Origin of the sequence: Dolichospermum compactum NIES-806 (assembly GCF_002368115.1) — a bacterium.
GTDB classification, from domain to species: Bacteria; Cyanobacteriota; Cyanobacteriia; order Cyanobacteriales; family Nostocaceae; genus Dolichospermum; species Dolichospermum compactum.
Map to the genome: position 1 here is coordinate 4,545,997 of NZ_AP018316.1, position 16,753 is coordinate 4,562,749.

The following is a 16,753-nucleotide window of genomic DNA, read 5'->3' on the forward strand; positions in this document are numbered from 1 at the left end:
GTGCAAATATCCTCTAAAGAAAATGATAAAGTAGCCCCATATCATGCTAACTTAAGGAATCTATAACAATGACTGGTAATACGTTTTTTGATCAACTCCAACCTGCAAGCCAGCAACAATCTATCGTTTACCTACCGTACATTCAGGGTAATAAGCGGAATTTGTTACCTTATGCTATCAGTCTTTATCAAAAAGGCGTGTTGGAAGGACAGCGCAAAATTGAAGGTAGTGACAATATTCCCTTCGTTGCTACTTGGAATGTTTCTACCTTACCTTCAGACTTAACCCGTTGCCGAATCCAGTTTGATGGTAACGCCGAACTATCTTATGAAGTAATGATGGCAAGTTTTGAATTTATGATTTGTTTAATTGAACTAATGGAAAACTATAAGCGGGATAAAATCACGGATTTTTCTAAATCCTTTTACCGCAAATTATTACGTTTAGATGATTGAAGCAAAATAGAAAAAGCTTTCTTAAACCTCGTTTACTGGGAAACCTCTAGATTTTTCCAACATAACTAGCTATTATACGGAAATTTAGGTTTATACGCCTTACAAAAATCACTATGAACACACCACTAACAAACCAACCTATCCGCGTTGGAGTCCTGGGTTTTGGCGGACTTGGACAGGCAGCCGCAAAACTCCTTTCCAGCAAACGAGAAATGATTCTTGTTGCCATCGCAGACCAAAATGGCTATGCTTACTCCACTGAGGGCTTAAACACCCAAGCTTGTATTACTACTTACCAAAATCAAGGTACAATCGGTCATTTAGAAGCATTTGGTACATTAAGCAACAACAGTATTCAGGATTTAATTCAAGTCACTGGTGACACTGTAGATGGTTATTTCCTGGCTTTACCTAACCTCCCCAACGACTTTATCCCCTCTGTTGCCAAAGAATTTATTCAAGCCGGTTGGCAGGGTGTTCTGGTAGATGCCATTAAACGCACCAGTGCAGTCGAACAACTCCTATCCATGAAAGATGAACTGCAAGCCGCTGGAATTACCTACATGACTGGCTGTGGTGCTACTCCTGGGCTATTAACCGCTGCTGCCGCCTTAGCTGCCCAAAGTTATGCGGAAATTCACAATGTGGTCATTACCTTTGGTGTGGGAATTGCTAACTGGGAAGCCTACCGCGCCACTGTTAGGGAAGATATTGGTCATATGCCCGGTTATAGTGTAGAAGCTGCTAGAGCCATGACTGACGCAGAGGTAGAAGCGTTACTTGATCAGACCGATGGGGTGTTAACCTTGGAAAATATGGAACACGCCGATGATGTGATGTTAGAGGTGGCGGGAATTTGTTCACGGGATAGAGTCACGGTTGGCGGTGTAGTTGATACCCGTAACCCCAAAAAGCCCCTGAGTACAAATGTGAAAATCACTGGACGCACTTTTGAGGGAAAAATATCTACTCATACCTTCACGTTAGGGGATGAAACTAGCATGGCTGCCAATGTGTGTGGTCCTGCCTTCGGTTATCTTAAAGCTGCTCAAGAATTGCGTCAACGGGGCATTTCTGGCTTATTTACGGCTGCAGAAATTATGCCTAAGTTTGTAAAATAGGTGGTCGGTAATTGGTTATAGCGGTATGCACTCTTTGTGAGATCCATTTAGCAAATCGTAAAGCCTGTAGGGGCTAGGAAACCCCGCCCTCTGTTGTATTGCTAAAAAGACGGGGATTCTAGTTTCATGGAGATTTTTTGACAACAACAACAATGGAGGGCGCAGGCCCTGCGCCCCTACGAGTTTTGCGATAAAAAACTGTACGTCATAACATCAAGAAGTGCTGTATCAGGTTTTAAATTATGTTCAATGCAATGTCTTATCGCTTGATTGCGAATGAATTGGGTCGTACGAATGGCATTTTCCTGATCAGAAGAGGTTTTAGTGGCTAAATTGTGTGATAATAATAACCTAAAGTTATGAATTGATAACGGTGTAGTTAGGCATGGATTATCGGGATGCAGGCGTTGATGTTGAAGCGGGTAGAGCTTTTGTAGATCAAATTCGCAATTTGGTTCACAGCACCTTTAGAAAAGAGGTTTTGGGAGGATTGGGTGGCTTTGGTGGTTGTTTTCAACTGCCTACAGGTTACAAAGAACCGGTTTTGGTTTCGGGGACAGATGGTGTGGGGACAAAGTTGAAAATAGCTCAAATTCTCAACCGTCATGATACTGTGGGCATAGATTTGGTGGGAATGTGTGTTAATGATGTGTTGACATCGGGTGCAGAACCGCTGTTTTTTCTAGATTATGTCGCAACCGGTAAGTTAGATAAGGAACAATTAACTCAGGTGGTAGCGGGGATAGCTACTGGTTGTAAATTGGCGGGTTCGGCTTTGCTGGGGGGAGAAACGGCGGAAATGCCCGGTTTTTACCAGGTTGGTGAATACGACTTGGCTGGTTTTTGCGTGGGAATTGTGGAAAAAAGCCGAATGTTGGATGGTTCTCTGGTGCAGGTGGGTGACGTGGCTATCGGTTTAGCTAGTTCAGGTGTCCATAGTAATGGTTTGAGTTTAGTCAGAAAAATTGTCAGTGATGGTGGTTTTGCTTGGACTGATACCCCAGATTTATTAAATGGTGTATCTATTGGAGAAACTTTTCTCACGCCTACACGCATTTATGTAAAATCTGTTTTGGCTGCGTTGGAATCAGGTTTAGAAGTTCATGGCATGGCGCACATTACTGGGGGCGGTTTACCAGAAAATTTACCAAGATGTTTAAGTAATGGTCAAGGGATGAAAATGATCCCTGATAGTTGGACTATTCCTTCTGTATTCCATTGGTTAGCTGCGGCTGGTTCTGTAGGTGCTGAGGCTATGTATAATACATTCAATATGGGTATTGGCTTTGTGTTATTAGTTCCACCTCAGCAAGCAGAACAGGTAATTACTCATTTTCAATCTCAGGATATCTCTGCTAATGTAATTGGTGAAGTGATCAATGGAGCAGGTGAATTGAGCGGTTTGTGGTAACAATAGCGGTAAACAGATAGAAACTATACGCAAAATTTATATTCTCTTGATGGAAGTAATCAAAAATACTCATCGCCATCAGCGTTAATATTTGCTAACGTAGTCTTAACATATTGCAAAAATCAATTGGTGCAGTTGGGGAAGTATCTGTATTTACTGGTTAGTGGTATTGGTTATATCTCGTTTATAAGTGTGGCCTGTTGGTGTTTTGAGAAGAATGTAATTTTTGTGTAGAGGGGTTATGGTTATAAATTTTGCCCGGACTACTGTTTCTAAGGAACTACTAAAGCAAGTATTCCAACGCATTGATGCACAAAGTTGTCCCCAGTTATTTAATTTTCATATGCACACGGTTCACTCGGATGGCAAACTAGAACCGGGTGATTTGATGGGTCAAGCGATCGCAATTGGTTTAAAAGGTCTAGCTATCACTGATCATCACAGTATTGGTGGCTACCAAGCAGCCCTGGTTTGGTTAGAAGATTGGAAATGGCGTAATCCTGATGCTCATACTCCATATCTGTGGAGTGGTGTAGAAATTAATGCCAATCTGCTGGATAATGAAGTTCACATTCTGGCTTATGCTTTTGAGTCAGAACATCCCAGTATGCAGCCATATTTACAAAAAATTCCGAGTACAGGGAAGGCTTATCAAGCAGTTAACGTTATTAAAGCTGTTCATGAAGCGGGAGGAGTAGCGGTACTTGCTCACCCAGCCCGGTATAGGCGATCGCATTTTGACCTCATTCCTGCGGCTGCGGGTGATGGTATTGATGGTGTTGAAACTTTCTACGCTTACAATAACCCCAAACCTTGGAAACCTAGTGTGGTGGAAACTGAGGAGGTTCAACAATTAGCGGAAAAATTTAATTTGTTTAGCACCTGTGGTACTGATTCGCACGGATTGAATTTGATGCATAGGTTGTAAATCTGTATTTACCTCGTTTAAACTCCTGGTTTACTAACCAGGGGAAAGGTGACAGGTTACAGGGGGAAAATTATTTCTAATGACTAATGACCAGTGACTAATGACCAATGACTAATGACTAAAGAACTATTAAAACAAGTAAGAGTAATTGATCCTGTCCAGAAAACTGATACCGTAGCAGATGTATTAATTATTGATGGTTATATCCAAACTGTTGCCCCGCAAATTCCATATTTTAGTGTTGATACTTCTATTCGTGATTGTCAAGGCTTAATTCTTGGGGCGGGATTAGTTGATTTATATAGTCATTCAGGTGAACCTGGATTTGAAGAACGAGAAACTTTAAGTTCTTTCTTACAAGCTGCCAAGGCTGGTGGTTTTACTAGAGTGGGTGTATTACCGGATACATCACCACCGATTGATAAACCTGCTTTAGTAGCACAGTTACAGCAACAGCGAGATAGAGGAAAAGCTTCTCCCCATTTGCACATCTGGGGGGCAATTACCTTAGATATAGCAGGTAAACAATTAACAGAGGTAGCAGATTTAGCCGCTGCCGGGGTTGTGGGTTTTACTGATGCTAAACCTTGGGACAATTTGGGGATAGTCAGACGGGTTTTGGAGTATCTTCAACCCTTTGGTAAACCTGTGGCTTTTTGGCCATGCGATCGCCATTTGGCAGCTAATGGTAGAATCAGAGACGGTGCAGAAGCCTTGCGAATAGGCTTATCTCCCATTCCAGTTAGTGCGGAAACAACAGCAATTGCCGCTTTATTAGAATTAGTCGCGGATATTGGTACACCAGTTCATATTATGCGTGTTTCCACTGCTCGTGGTGTAGAATTAATTGCTAAAGCTAAAGCTCAAGGTCTTGCCGTTACTGCTAGTACCACCTGGATGCACGTTTTACTAGATACAACAGCTATCAGAAATTATCACACATCCTTGCATTTAGATTCGCCCTTGGGAAATCACCAAGATATGCTATGCTTGCGGGATGCTGTGCGAACTGGGATCATAGATGCGATCGCTATTGATCACGCACCTTATACTTATGAAGAAAAAGTCCAAGCTTTTGGTGAATCACCACCGGGGGCAATTGGTTTAGAATTAGCATTACCCCTACTTTGGCAAAATCTCGTAGCGACTGGAGAATTTACAGCTTTAGAATTATGGCGCGTTTTGAGTCATCAACCAGCAGCTTGTTTGCAACAAGAAGTTAAAGCCATTCAAGCTGGAGAAACAGCCGAATTGACTTTATTCAATCCGCTGCAAACTTGGAACATCAACAAAGCAAATCTCCAGACACTTGCTTATAATACTCCTTGGTTTGGTCAAGAAGTTACAGGTCGGGTTGTGCAAGTTTGGTGTCATACTAATTTAAAATGAAGCTGCTTAAAGTAAAATTCTAAGAATAATTAAACGCAGATAAACGCAGATAAATACGGATGATAATTATTCTGAGCAGTTTCACATAAAATTGGTATAATCTATTTTAGTACATGAGAACTATATTAATACTCAATGTCTGATTTAATTCTGTTTTGGCATCGTCGAGATTTACGCATTTCTGATCATACAGGACTAGCTGCGGCTAGAGAAAAAAGTGCGAAGATTGTAGGTGTATTTTGTCTAGATCCTCAAATTCTCGCAAGTGATGATATTGCCCCCGTTAGGGTAAAATATATGATTGGCTGTTTGCAATCTCTCCAAGAAAGATATCAGCAAGCAGGTAGTCAATTATTAATTTTACAAAATGATCCCGTGATTGCAATTCCCAAATTAGCAACAGCATTAAAAGCAAAAGCTGTATTTTGGAATTGGGATGTTGAACCCTATTCCCAAACACGAGATTTAGCTGTAATTGAAGCTTTGAAAACTCAAGGAATTGAATTTCTTAACGACAATTGGGATCAGTTATTACATTCACCAACAGAAATTTTTAGTGGTGCGAAAACTCCCTATACTGTTTATACCCCTTTTTGGAAAAATTGGATTACTAAATCTAAAGCTAAACCAGTTGAAACTTTAGCAAATCTAGAAAATTTAACAGCAGAAGAACAAGAGATTTCTCAACTCACAGGAACTATTAATTTACCTTCTGCCGCAGATTTAGGTTTTATTTGGGATGCAGAATTGATAATTTCTCCCGGAGAATTAGTAGCACAAGAAAAGTTAGATAATTTTGCCAAATCTGCTATTAATGAATATCAAGAACAGCGGAATTTTCCCGCAATTGATGGTACATCTCAATTAAGTGCCGCTTTAAAGTTTGGTGTTATTGGGATGAGAACTATTTGGCAAACTACTATAGAAGCACTGGCAAATGGTAACAGTGAAGAAGTAAATGCCAGTATCCAAACATGGCAAAAGGAATTAGCATGGCGGGAATTTTATCAACATGCTATGTACCATTTTCCAGAATTAGCTAAGGGTGCATATAGAGACACTTTTAAAACATTCCCTTGGCAAAATAATGAAAAGTATTTTCAGGCTTGGTGTGAAGGGAAAACAGGTTATCCTATAGTAGATGCCGCCATGCGTCAATTAAATGAAACCGGCTGGATGCACAACAGATGTAGAATGATTGTTGCCAGTTTTTTGACTAAAGATCTAATTATTAATCCCCAATGGGGAGAAAAATATTTTATGCAGAAACTCATTGATGGTGATTTATCTGCTAATAATGGAGGCTGGCAATGGAGTGCTTCTAGTGGTATGGACCCTCAACCATTACGGATTTTTAACCCTGCCAGTCAAACCCAAAAATTTGATGCCGAAGCGGAATATATTCGTCAGTGGATACCTGAATTGCGTTATGTATCTCCAGAATACTTGGTAACTGGGAAAATTCCCCTGTTAGATTACTATGGCACAAATTACCAGCAGCCAATCGTTGATCATAAACAACAGCAAGCTTTGTTTAAGCAATTATATCAACAACAAAAGGTTATTGGATGAAATGTTATAGTTTGGAAAATGGCTCAGGTCAGATTTGAACTGACGACCCCAGGCTTATGAGTCCCGTACTCTAACCAACTGAGCTACTGAGCCACGTTGTTTTATCAACTCATACTAAGATAGCATACCAATTTGCATTTGACAACTATCAATTTCCAAATTTTTACTTTCAAAATAAAAAGAGGGAGTTCACGTCCCTCAATTAACCAAAGAATCAGTGACATACTCCACACACTCCCTTATGCCTTGCGGCACGCTCGCGCGAACAGGTGAGTGTGGGCTTCTCGGCGACTCCTCTATGAAGACATTAACCGAGCTTTAAAGCCCTATGCCCTAGGGACTTTTTGAGATAATTTTTAACTTTTTTGATAGGCTGCTTTTGGTGCATTTAATTGAGTTACACCTACTGTTGAAAACTATATCAAATATTTGAAAAAAATCAAGAAAGTGTTCATTCCTCATCGCCCAACAGCACTGATTAAGCTGCGCTTAATTTTGCTCGTTGGGCAATTCGTCACTTACGCGTATTTATCTCATCACCTCCCTATCGGGTAGGTGAGAGGCTTCTACTGTTTAAGCTAAATTTCCAAGAGGCGGAAATTAAATGCGATTGGGTAAGAAAGCGATTGGGTTAACAGCGCTTTTGCCAGATGGATGAACTTCAAAGTGAGTATGAGGTCCAGTGCTTAAACCAGTGCTACCCATAGCCGCGATTGTCTGACCTTGTTGCACTCTTTGACCAGGTTGCACCAAAATCCGGCTGTTATGTGCATAGCGAGTTAAGCTACCATCATCATGACGGATATCCACAAGGTTACCGTAACCACCGCTGTTCCAGCCTGCTTTCTCAACGACACCAGCAGATGAAGCATAAATAGGTGTGCCGGTTGAGTTAGCAATATCAATCCCTCTGTGCATTCTTCCCCACCGCCAGCCATAACCAGAGGTTAGAACTCCCTTAGCAGGCCAAATGTAGCTTGTGGTGGAAGAATTAGCTGGGAAACTGGGATTATCTTCAGTGGTCTGAGGCAAGTGGATATCCACTGCTGCTATAGGTGGTAAAGCGGGAGAAACTGAAGTTCCTCGCAATTTTCCTAAAGAGTCAGAGGCACTGGTACGAGCAGGAGGCACTGTTAATTTAATTCCAGATGATTTGCGGGGAGAATTCCATCTAGCGCCTGTTTTGCTGGGCAGAAATTCTGGGTTAATTGGCTCGTTGGAAGGAGCGGATGCTGTCACTAGAGTCTTAAGCGGTTGATTGCTGTAGGTGGGCAATATTGCTTGAGGTACGGCAATCTGGATGGCATTCGCTTGAGAGACTGTGGAGTTATTGGATGATTCAATAGCAATAGGTACAGACTGAGTATTGTTTTCAGGGGCTGTAACAGCTACACCAGCTTGTTGAGCGCGGTATTTATAACGCAATCTCTCAATTTCTGCTTGCAAGCTGCGGATACGTTCATTACCTTTGGCTTTAGATACCTTTTGCACGGGTTTTTGTGAACCCTGCTTTTGTTGGGAAAAAGTTCTTGGTAATGGAACATCACCGCCTAAGCCGTAAGAGTTACTGGGAGTAGGTAAGGCTTTGGGAATAACAATAGGAATAGTAGGCTGCCCTTGGCTATCTGGGACTATTGGTGCAGGAACATTAATTCGGTTAGCGATACTAGGATAATTAGTCCGTTCTTGCTCTTGTGTCACTACTGGTACTGGGATAGCCACGCTATTGGTAGCCGGAGTTTCAATCCCTTCTACCTGCTCATTTATTGTTGGGGCAGGAATTGTTACACTGGTATTATTGGCAACAAATGATCTGGGGTTAAAACTAGGGTTATTTAAAGAAGAATTATCTACCTGCCTAGAGGTTTCTAATATCTTGTCCGCAGGAATAATTAACCTTTGATTAATTTGCAGTTGATTAGGATCACTCAGGTTGTTAGCTTTAACCAGATCAGAAACCGAAGTGCCGTAATTGGTAGCAATTTCTGCTAAGGTGTCTCCGGGCTTGACTTGATATGTTGAGGGAGATAATTGTGCGACAACTTTTGTTGAGGCTGATGCAGGCAGAGGTATTTGCTGTATCGTCGGACTTGTTTCTTTGTTCTGTTTCAACCGAGAAATCAGCTCGGATTGGTTGAAATCATTCAAGTTCTCCGATTGTTCTGGTACGGATCTATTAGCTACAGTGGTTGGCTGTGCTTCTTTAATACCAGTTTTTAATAAATCTTGAGTTTGTTCAGATCGTAAATCTGCCAAACTATTTCTTAAGCGGGTTGACTTTTCCTGTAAGCGATTCAGGGCAAATTCCTGCTGTGCTTTTAATTGGGCATCAATATTACCGCCTGCTAACTCGCCTGCTGACAAATTTTGGGTACTGCCAGTAACCTCTTCCACTTTAGACAACTGTGATTCTGTCTCAGGCTGTTGGTTATTTGTTGGTAATGTCGCCTGAATTGGGCTATAGCTGACTCCCGGAGCTAATTGTGAGTGAACAGAATTTCTGTCAACTGATTTGGCTGGGGAAATTACGTTGGATGCGGTGCCTTCGACGGCTGTGCTGTTGGTTGCAATTTGCCACTTAGCTTCAAGCCCAGGTACTTGTGAGACTACTGTTGGTTCCAATATCGCTGGATTGGCTAACGCGCCTGCGTGTGAGACGGTTGGGGCTTCCAGTTTGGTGGCGGCAAATTTCATCTCAGTCTCAGCAACAGATGGATTTGTTGAAGCTGCTTTTTGACTGCCAACAGGAGCCGCTGCTTGGGCTTGATCGCTTTGTCGAGTCACCAAAAGGCTGGTTGCTCCCATGGATATCGCCAAGCCAATCATGGCTGCCCGATGAGTCCGCGCCCGGCGGGTCATTTTGGGATTGATCTCATAATTTGTTTGCTCTACCGGGGCATCATCGCTGCTGGGGGTATTGTTCAACACAGCCTTATCTCTTTTTTTCAATGCTCGTTTCAAAGACGACCTCCTAATGATCACTAGCGTTTAACTGATCTTGATTTTTAAGTTGGATATTAATTCATGATTGATATCACATCAAACCACATATCAAGATCACATTCACCAGAGACACTTACGCAAGATTAACGTGCTTCTCTGATTTAAACAACTTCTACACCTTTGTAAACCCTAAAGTTTTTGGTGCTGTCTTGTCTAAGTCACTCCTCACAACCTAAAAATTTTCACTGTTGAGAGTCATCCTCACTCATTCTGCTGCAAAAAGACAGAACTAAACAAATATCATAACTTGGCTAGGTCTATTGTCTCTATTAGCTCATTATCTGGGACGATTTCTACAATAGCAATAATCCCGCTGTAGACGTTTTCAAGATTTTTTGACTAAATCCGTTTTATCAATACGAGACTTTACTTTTATTCTTCCCTAAAAAACAACCGTATACAACATCCGCAATTTTTGCATTATTTTGTTGTATTTCTAGATACAATGTTATTCGATCCATTGAGAGTCAAGGTGTTTGGGATTTTTTGCTTTTTTGAGTCATAAGCTGAGAATTAACTAAAATCTATCCTTGGTGGTTAGATCACCCTGAAAATATCTATACAAATTTCTTATGTCATGTTAGGAGGCTTTATCAGTATTTACCATGATTAACATTTTGGCTATGTATTTTATGCAACATTATTCTCAAGGGTTCTTGCATGATTGATTCTGATAAATATGTTTCTATCACAGTTAATCCTAAATTTCTGTTGGTGAATATGAATTATTGTAAATAGCCTAACTGACGACGACATTCAAATAAACCTATGGCGACGCTGACTGATAGGTTCAAGCTCCTTACACCAGGTTCATACATGGGAATATATAAGGTGGAATCACAAGTGGAGAGAATAGGCTCTGGTAATCCTGCTGTTTCACTACCAAAGAGTAGCCAGTCATCCGGTTGAAATTCAAAATTAATGTAGTTAAAATCACCACGAACGCTAAAACCTAAGCATCTACCTCCACGTTGTTTATGTACGTTTTGAAATGTTTCTATGGAATTATGATAATGGAATTTAACGTAAGGCCAATAATCTAACCCGGCTCGTTTGAGATAGCGATCGCTAATTTCAAATCCTAATGGACCGACCAAATGTAATTCCGTACCTGTAGCGGCACAAGTCCGGGCAATATTGCCAGTATTAGGAGGAATTTGTGGGTTGACTAAAACTATCTGGGGCATCTTTCTCAACTCTAAATTGTATATTAGGAAATTTCTTGCTGTCTAAAAATCTACCAAAATGTAGAGGCGATATATAGTTTTTTTTAATATGTACGAAGTATTTCCCTGTGATTATTTTTTTTAATCGTTCAGGAGGAGTCGGGAGTCAGGAGTCAGGAGGGAAGAAGAAAGAAAGAAAGAATTTTCTCGACTTTAAAAAATTGCCTCTTGCCTCTTGCCTCTTGCCTCTCCCCTATTGCCTATTGCCTCACAGATGAACATAGTTTGCTTTCTAGTTCGGTTTCCCGTTCTTGGGTAGCAATGATAGCTTGAGCAATTACACGCTGAGTATCAACGCCTATTTTATGCAGTTGTAACCATTGTTGAGCTTCATTGCCTTCTCGCAAGATTTTTTGTAAAGGGGATAAGAAACAACTAAAGCCCTGTTGTTTGGCGATACTCCAAACTTCTTGATAGATTTGTGCTATCCAATCTCTAGCCAGGATACTACTACCATCTTGCCATCGCTGTAATTTTGCATCCAAACTGTCAGTGGCGGCAGCCATTTCGTTGCTTCTGGTTAAGGTAATGAGTTCTTCGGGAGAGAACGGGCTTTGAGTTAAAGGATCAATATTGTGGTTGTCAATAATTTGGATTAACCGGGCTTCCAGCATTGCCGTCATCGCCAACAAGGCAATAGGATCTGTGACTAGGTCACAAATTCGCAATTCTAACCGATTTAGATCATAAGGTCGGCGATCGCCATTTGGACGCACTGATGTCCACAAATGCCTGACATTTTGCATTGTTCCAGCCGCCAACTGTTCATTTACCCATTGAATATGATCAGCATGACTAGCAAATAAGGGAACATAATCAGGAGTTTGGGGAAATAGTCCCCAGCGAGTGGAATGATAACCAGTGGTTTTACTATCCAGGAAAGGAGAAGAGGCACTCATCGCTAAAAATAGAGGTGCTTCCATTCTGATGACCCGACAGGCACGCATTAATACCTCTGGGTCACTGATACCAACATTGATATGGACGCTGGCTGTAACTACCTTCGTGCCATAGGTTTGTTCAATGTAATCATGATAGGGATTCGTGGGATCAGAACGCAAAAAGTGTTGGCTTCCTTGCAAGGATAATGTGCTACCCGGTATCAAAGTATAATTATCTAAACCTTGGAGATAATTCCGCAACGTCTTTCTAGGGCGCAATAAAGCACAGAGCAAAATGTCATAATTAATAGATGGTTGAGTTATGTACTCCACATTCCGGCTATCCGGTTCACGCATGAATCCATCTAAGTCTGTAACAATTTTGTCCGATAGTCCCACAATGTCACCTTGATGCGTGCCAGTGTACATCTCAATCTCAAAGCCTTTTAATAAGATCATGTTATTCTCCAAAACTTCTCCTAATGTTCATAAATTGTATCTAATTAGACGATTTTTTGCATTTTTTGTGTACATATAACCCACATTCCGCACTTCAAAATGTCACATATTTATACTTCAAAAAATGTTACCAAATTAGGATAGTTTTATTAAGTATTAATCCTGATTTTTCCTGGTGGTAATGGGATAGCGAAGCGCTCCGTAGGAATCGCTATCTGACTATTATTAGCCCTATAATGGTAATCTTGGTATATTACAAAATGAAGTGCGGAATGTGGGTTACCCAACTCATACTTCCAATTGTCAGTAAGAGTAGACATAAAAAAAACCCCAAATAAATTGCAATTGGGGGCGAAAATTGATTGAAAATTACGGACAGACCGGGGTGAACGTTTAGAAAATAAACATAAACATCAATTGCGGTGATTATTGTTGTAGCGAACTCTTGTTCCAGCCCAAAGTAACTTCTCCCGCAATGTTTGATAATATGAATTATTTGCCCGTAAGACAATAAACTTAGCGCGACAATCAGCCATTCGCACATCAACACGATGTCCTGGCCAAATGGAAGTAGATAAAACACCATCCATCCAGAGTTTAGTGCTTAAATCATAATCGCCCAAAGGCCAAATACTAACCACCGAACCGGGGGGTAAAACCAGAGGACGACTAGAAAGACTCATGGGACAAATGGGAGTGATGGTAATTGCTTCCATCCCATCATGAATAATTGGTCCACTGGCAGAAACAGTATAACCAGTAGAACCTGTGGGAGTAGAGATAATTAACCCATCTCCCACATATTGATCTACTATTTCACCATCAATTTCCATTTCTAGAATTGAGGTGATCATTCTGTCAGCAGAAGCGGGTTTGACACAAAACTCATTTAAAGCCAAGTAACTTTCTGTCACTGGTTCTAAATTTGAGCCAGTTCCTTCATATACCGCTGCTTGTAACATCATCCGCCGTTGGATAGCATAACGATCTTCTAACAGCCTGTCCCAAACTATTTCTGGATCTTGAAACTCATCTACTGACTCCGTTAAAAACCCCAAATGTCCGCCTACATTGACTCCGAGAATAGGAATGCCGGCTGGAGCTAAATGCCTAGCGCCGGTTAAAACAGTACCATCGCCACCGAGTACCAAAGCTAAATCAATTGGTTGGTTAGCAGAGGCCAAAAAAACCGGATAGGGGTTATCTTTTGGCCCACTAGGTCCCATCAATACTTGGCACTGACGATTTTCTAGTTGTTTAGCACAGAGTTCAGCCCAGCGTTTACTCTGGGTATCTCGCGCTTTATAAGCAATGATTACCTGCTTGAGTTGCACTAACTATTACCACTTCAGAAGATTAAACTGCTCCATATCAACGGTATCGCGGTTGCGATAAATAGTCAGAACGATCGCTAAACCTACTGCTGCTTCTGCTGCTGCTACGGTAATCACGAAAACGGTAAAAACCTGACCCTTAATTAAGGTTGAATCAAGGAAGTTGGAAAATGCCATTAAATTTAGATTAACGGCATTTAGCAATAACTCAATTGACATGAGTACCCGCACTGCGTTCCGACTGGTAATTAAGCCATAAATACCAATGCAAAACAAGGCTGCGGCTAGTAATAAAAAGTATTGGAGTTGCATGATTGTCGGTTGTCAGTTGCCAGTTGTCAGTTGTTAGTTGTCAGTGCTGCTACCAGTGGAGATGAGTTCTTTAGGACGTTCTGGTAGGGTTAAAATTGTTTGTTGTAGTTCAGTGGTTGGTACTTGGTCAGGGAGATATTCCCGACGCGCCAAAATAATTGCGCCTACCATCGCTATTAGTAAGAGGACGGAAGCTAATTCAAAGGGTAGCAAAAAGTCGCTGAAGAAATGTTCACCAATGACAACTATGGAATTTTGATTAACTACAGGATTGGTTGTATAAGCCCAAGGTGTTGCTAATACCATTGTACTTAACAGCGCAAATAGTCCAAAACTGACTAAAGCTGTAAATACTTTTCGTAATCCCGCACTAGGCAATGGTGAAAAATCCTGTCTTTTGTTTACCAACATGATGGCGAACAGAATTAAAACGTTAATTGCACCAACATAAATTAGTATTTGTGCTGATGCGACAAAATCACCATTTAGCAATAGGTACATTCCCGCCATGCTAATGAATACACCTCCCAGCAAAAAGGCGGAATAAACAATGTTAGAGAATAGCACTACACCGAGTGCTGTCCCAATCATCATTACACCAAGAATGCCAAGTGATACAGACTGTACTCCTTCTGCTAGATTCACTGTTTTCTGTCCTTAGTCAGTTGTTAGTTGTCAGTTGTCAGTTGTCAGTTGTCAGTTGTCAGTTGTCAGTTGTCAGTTGTAAATTATCTTAGGACTTACACAAGTGTCACACTAAAAATCTGAAACAGATTTTTGATATCTGACGCACCTTACCAATGTGCCAGTTGCGTAAGTCCTGTATCTTTCCTAATGACTAATGACTAATAATTAATTATTTTTCTGTTTCTACTAGGTCTTCTGGACGAGAACCTGCACGAGGGGCATCGGCGGGGACTCCGTGAGGGTCCATTACGCCTTTAGGTAGATAAACAAGTTCGCGGAGTGGTGTCACCATTGGATCATTTGTAACTTTATAGGGTAAACGTCCCAGGGCTACGCTATCGTAATTAAGTTCATGGCGATCGTAAGTGGCTAGTTCGTATTCTTCTGTCATGGATAAACAGTTGGTGGGACAGTATTCCACACAGTTACCGCAGAAGATACAAACACCAAAATCAATACTGTAATGTTTGAGCTTTTTCTTTTTAGTGCCTTTGTCCATTTCCCAGTCAACGACAGGGAGATTAATGGGACAGACACGTACACAGACTTCACAAGCAATACACTTGTCAAATTCATAGTGAATGCGACCGCGAAATCTTTCGCCGGGTATCAATTTTTCGTAGGGATATTGGACGGTAACAGGTCGCCGTCTCATGTGGTCAAAAGTTACAGATAATCCTTGACCAATATAACGACCTGCTTGGACTGCTTCTTTGGCGTAATCACCAACTTGTTTGAGGAATTTTAGCATTGTGTGTCTCTCTCTTTACAATTTTGGATTTTGGATTTTGGATTTTAGATTTCAGATTCAATCCAAAATCTAAAATCTAAAATTGCCTTACCCACCGAAGGCGACGGGAAAGGCTAGTTTGAAGGCTGCGGTTAATAGGAGATTTACCAAGCCTATTGGTAAGAGAAATTTCCATCCTAAGTCTAGCAATTGGTCAATCCGGACTCGTGGTACTGTCCAACGAATGAGGATGGCAAGAAATACTAGTAAGTAGGCTTTAATCACGGTCATGGTAATGCCTATCACCGCTGTGACTACCTGAATGGCTGGGTCACTTTCACTGACTCCTAACCAACCAGTGATCATGTCAAGGGGGATAGGACAATGCCAACCACCAAGGTATAAAATTGCTACTAATAGGGCAGAAAGTACAAGGTTGATGTAGGAACTGAGGTAAAAGAGGGCGAATTTCATGCCTGAATATTCGGTCTGATACCCTGCTACTAGTTCTTCTTCGGCTTCTGGTAAGTCAAAGGGTAGGCGCTCGCATTCTGCTAGGGCGGCTATCCAAAAGATCACGAAACCTAATGGTTGTCGCCAAATGTTCCAGCCGAGAATGCCAAAGTTAGATTGCTGATTCACGATGTCAACGGTGCTAAGACTATTAGACATCATGGCGATCGCTAGTACACTCAGTGCCAAGGGGATTTCATAACTGATGGACTGCGCCGCTGCCCGCAACCCTCCCAACAAAGCGTATTTATTATTAGAGGCATAACCTGCCATTAATAACCCAATGGGCTGAATACTGGATAATGCAATCCATAAAAACACACCCATGCCCACGTTAGCAATAATGATATTCTGTCCAAATGGCACAATTAAATAGGACAGAAATACTGGCAAAACGACAATAATTGGACCGATGGTAAATAGCCAAGGATCTGCTTTGACGGGGATGATGTCTTCCTTGAATACCAGTTTCAGACCATCTGCCACAGGCACTAATAATCCGAAGGGTCCTTGGTATTCAGGACCAATCCGTTGCTGTGCCGCCGCCGAAATTTTCCGTTCTAGCCATGTGGCAACTAGAACGCCTACTGTAGCCCCAATGAGCATCAGTACCATTGGTAATGGCATCCATAGGGCTTTGGCTGCGCCTGGAGGTACGCCTAAGTCCTTGACAGATTGAATAAAAGTTCCTTGAAGGTCAATTCCTGGATTCATGTTTGCTGCTCTTTAAGT

The 16,753-nt window shown here is 41.4% G+C and carries 14 protein-coding genes and 1 tRNA gene; 6 read left to right on the plus strand and 9 right to left on the minus strand.

Annotation, left to right across the window (positions count from 1 at the left end; all coding sequences use genetic code 11):
• Window positions 1-68: 68 nt before the first annotated feature.
• From ebsA to CA730_RS21160, 6 genes are all read left to right on the plus strand, one after another.
• Window positions 69-455, plus strand: a complete 387-nt coding sequence (gene ebsA, locus CA730_RS21135; protein WP_096670294.1) for a type IV pilus biogenesis protein EbsA — start codon at window positions 69-71, stop codon at window positions 453-455.
• A 113-nt stretch (window positions 456-568) separates the two neighbouring features.
• Entirely contained in the window at window positions 569-1,576 is a 1,008-nt protein-coding gene (gene bioU / locus CA730_RS21140) for a (S)-8-amino-7-oxononanoate synthase BioU (RefSeq protein ID WP_096670296.1), read from the plus strand.
• 385 nt (window positions 1,577-1,961) lie between these two features.
• Complete coding sequence (gene purM, locus CA730_RS21145) at window positions 1,962-2,987, plus strand: phosphoribosylformylglycinamidine cyclo-ligase (RefSeq protein WP_096670298.1); 1,026 nt, start codon at window positions 1,962-1,964, stop codon at window positions 2,985-2,987.
• A 241-nt stretch (window positions 2,988-3,228) separates the two neighbouring features.
• Entirely contained in the window at window positions 3,229-3,915 is a 687-nt protein-coding gene (locus CA730_RS21150; protein WP_096670300.1) for a PHP domain-containing protein, read from the plus strand.
• Window positions 3,916-4,029: 114 nt separating this feature from the next.
• Entirely contained in the window at window positions 4,030-5,304 is a 1,275-nt protein-coding gene (locus tag CA730_RS21155; RefSeq protein ID WP_096670301.1) for a dihydroorotase, read from the plus strand.
• 135 nt (window positions 5,305-5,439) lie between these two features.
• Window positions 5,440-6,876, plus strand: coding sequence for an FAD-binding domain-containing protein (locus tag CA730_RS21160; protein WP_096670303.1), 1,437 nt, complete (start codon window positions 5,440-5,442; stop codon window positions 6,874-6,876).
• Window positions 6,877-6,895: 19 nt separating this feature from the next.
• On the opposite strand, the gene CA730_RS21165 is transcribed toward CA730_RS21160, so the two are convergent.
• From CA730_RS21165 to nuoH, 9 genes are all read right to left on the minus strand, one after another.
• Window positions 6,896-6,969: transfer RNA gene (locus CA730_RS21165), tRNA-Met, on the minus strand.
• Window positions 6,970-7,476: 507 nt separating this feature from the next.
• A complete protein-coding gene (locus CA730_RS21170; protein WP_096670305.1) occupies window positions 7,477-9,837 on the minus strand; it encodes a peptidoglycan DD-metalloendopeptidase family protein in 2,361 nt (786 codons plus the stop codon).
• 767 nt (window positions 9,838-10,604) lie between these two features.
• Window positions 10,605-11,066 carry a tRNA (cytidine(34)-2'-O)-methyltransferase gene (locus CA730_RS21175; RefSeq protein WP_096670307.1) on the minus strand — a complete coding sequence of 154 codons (462 nt, stop codon included), beginning with the start codon at window positions 11,064-11,066 and terminating at the stop codon, window positions 10,605-10,607.
• A gap of 239 nt (window positions 11,067-11,305) precedes the next feature.
• Complete coding sequence (gshA, locus tag CA730_RS21180; RefSeq protein WP_096670309.1) at window positions 11,306-12,445, minus strand: glutamate--cysteine ligase; 1,140 nt, start codon at window positions 12,443-12,445, stop codon at window positions 11,306-11,308.
• Window positions 12,446-12,858: 413 nt separating this feature from the next.
• Window positions 12,859-13,779: an NAD(+) kinase gene (locus tag CA730_RS21185; RefSeq protein WP_096670311.1), complete on the minus strand. Its 921-nt coding sequence runs from the start codon at window positions 13,777-13,779 to the stop codon at window positions 12,859-12,861.
• A gap of 6 nt (window positions 13,780-13,785) precedes the next feature.
• A complete protein-coding gene (nuoK, locus tag CA730_RS21190) occupies window positions 13,786-14,091 on the minus strand; it encodes an NADH-quinone oxidoreductase subunit NuoK (RefSeq protein WP_015080280.1) in 306 nt (101 codons plus the stop codon).
• Between the two features lie 33 nt (window positions 14,092-14,124).
• Window positions 14,125-14,736, minus strand: a complete 612-nt coding sequence (locus tag CA730_RS21195; protein WP_096670313.1) for an NADH-quinone oxidoreductase subunit J — start codon at window positions 14,734-14,736, stop codon at window positions 14,125-14,127.
• A 211-nt stretch (window positions 14,737-14,947) separates the two neighbouring features.
• Entirely contained in the window at window positions 14,948-15,529 is a 582-nt protein-coding gene (ndhI, locus tag CA730_RS21200; RefSeq protein WP_096670315.1) for an NAD(P)H-quinone oxidoreductase subunit I, read from the minus strand.
• Between the two features lie 87 nt (window positions 15,530-15,616).
• Window positions 15,617-16,735 carry an NADH-quinone oxidoreductase subunit NuoH gene (gene nuoH / locus CA730_RS21205; protein WP_096670317.1) on the minus strand — a complete coding sequence of 373 codons (1,119 nt, stop codon included), beginning with the start codon at window positions 16,733-16,735 and terminating at the stop codon, window positions 15,617-15,619.
• Between the last annotated feature and the right edge of the window lie 18 nt (window positions 16,736-16,753).

What these genes read in the sequence shown, in the direction of transcription:
- nuoH (WP_096670317.1), bottom strand. Translation starts at nt 16,735, where the DNA reads ATGAATCCAGGAATTGACCTTCAAGGAACTTTTATTCAATCTGTCAAG.
- ebsA (WP_096670294.1), top strand. Translation starts at nt 69, where the DNA reads ATGACTGGTAATACGTTTTTTGATCAACTCCAACCTGCAAGCCAGCAA.
- CA730_RS21150 (WP_096670300.1), top strand. Translation starts at nt 3,229, where the DNA reads ATGGTTATAAATTTTGCCCGGACTACTGTTTCTAAGGAACTACTAAAG.
- CA730_RS21175 (WP_096670307.1), bottom strand. Translation starts at nt 11,066, where the DNA reads ATGCCCCAGATAGTTTTAGTCAACCCACAAATTCCTCCTAATACTGGC.
- CA730_RS21160 (WP_096670303.1), top strand. Translation starts at nt 5,440, where the DNA reads ATGTCTGATTTAATTCTGTTTTGGCATCGTCGAGATTTACGCATTTCT.
- CA730_RS21155 (WP_096670301.1), top strand. Translation starts at nt 4,030, where the DNA reads ATGACTAAAGAACTATTAAAACAAGTAAGAGTAATTGATCCTGTCCAG.
- gshA (WP_096670309.1), bottom strand. Translation starts at nt 12,445, where the DNA reads ATGATCTTATTAAAAGGCTTTGAGATTGAGATGTACACTGGCACGCAT.
- purM (WP_096670298.1), top strand. Translation starts at nt 1,962, where the DNA reads ATGGATTATCGGGATGCAGGCGTTGATGTTGAAGCGGGTAGAGCTTTT.
- bioU (WP_096670296.1), top strand. Translation starts at nt 569, where the DNA reads ATGAACACACCACTAACAAACCAACCTATCCGCGTTGGAGTCCTGGGT.
- nuoK (WP_015080280.1), bottom strand. Translation starts at nt 14,091, where the DNA reads ATGCAACTCCAATACTTTTTATTACTAGCCGCAGCCTTGTTTTGCATT.
- ndhI (WP_096670315.1), bottom strand. Translation starts at nt 15,529, where the DNA reads ATGCTAAAATTCCTCAAACAAGTTGGTGATTACGCCAAAGAAGCAGTC.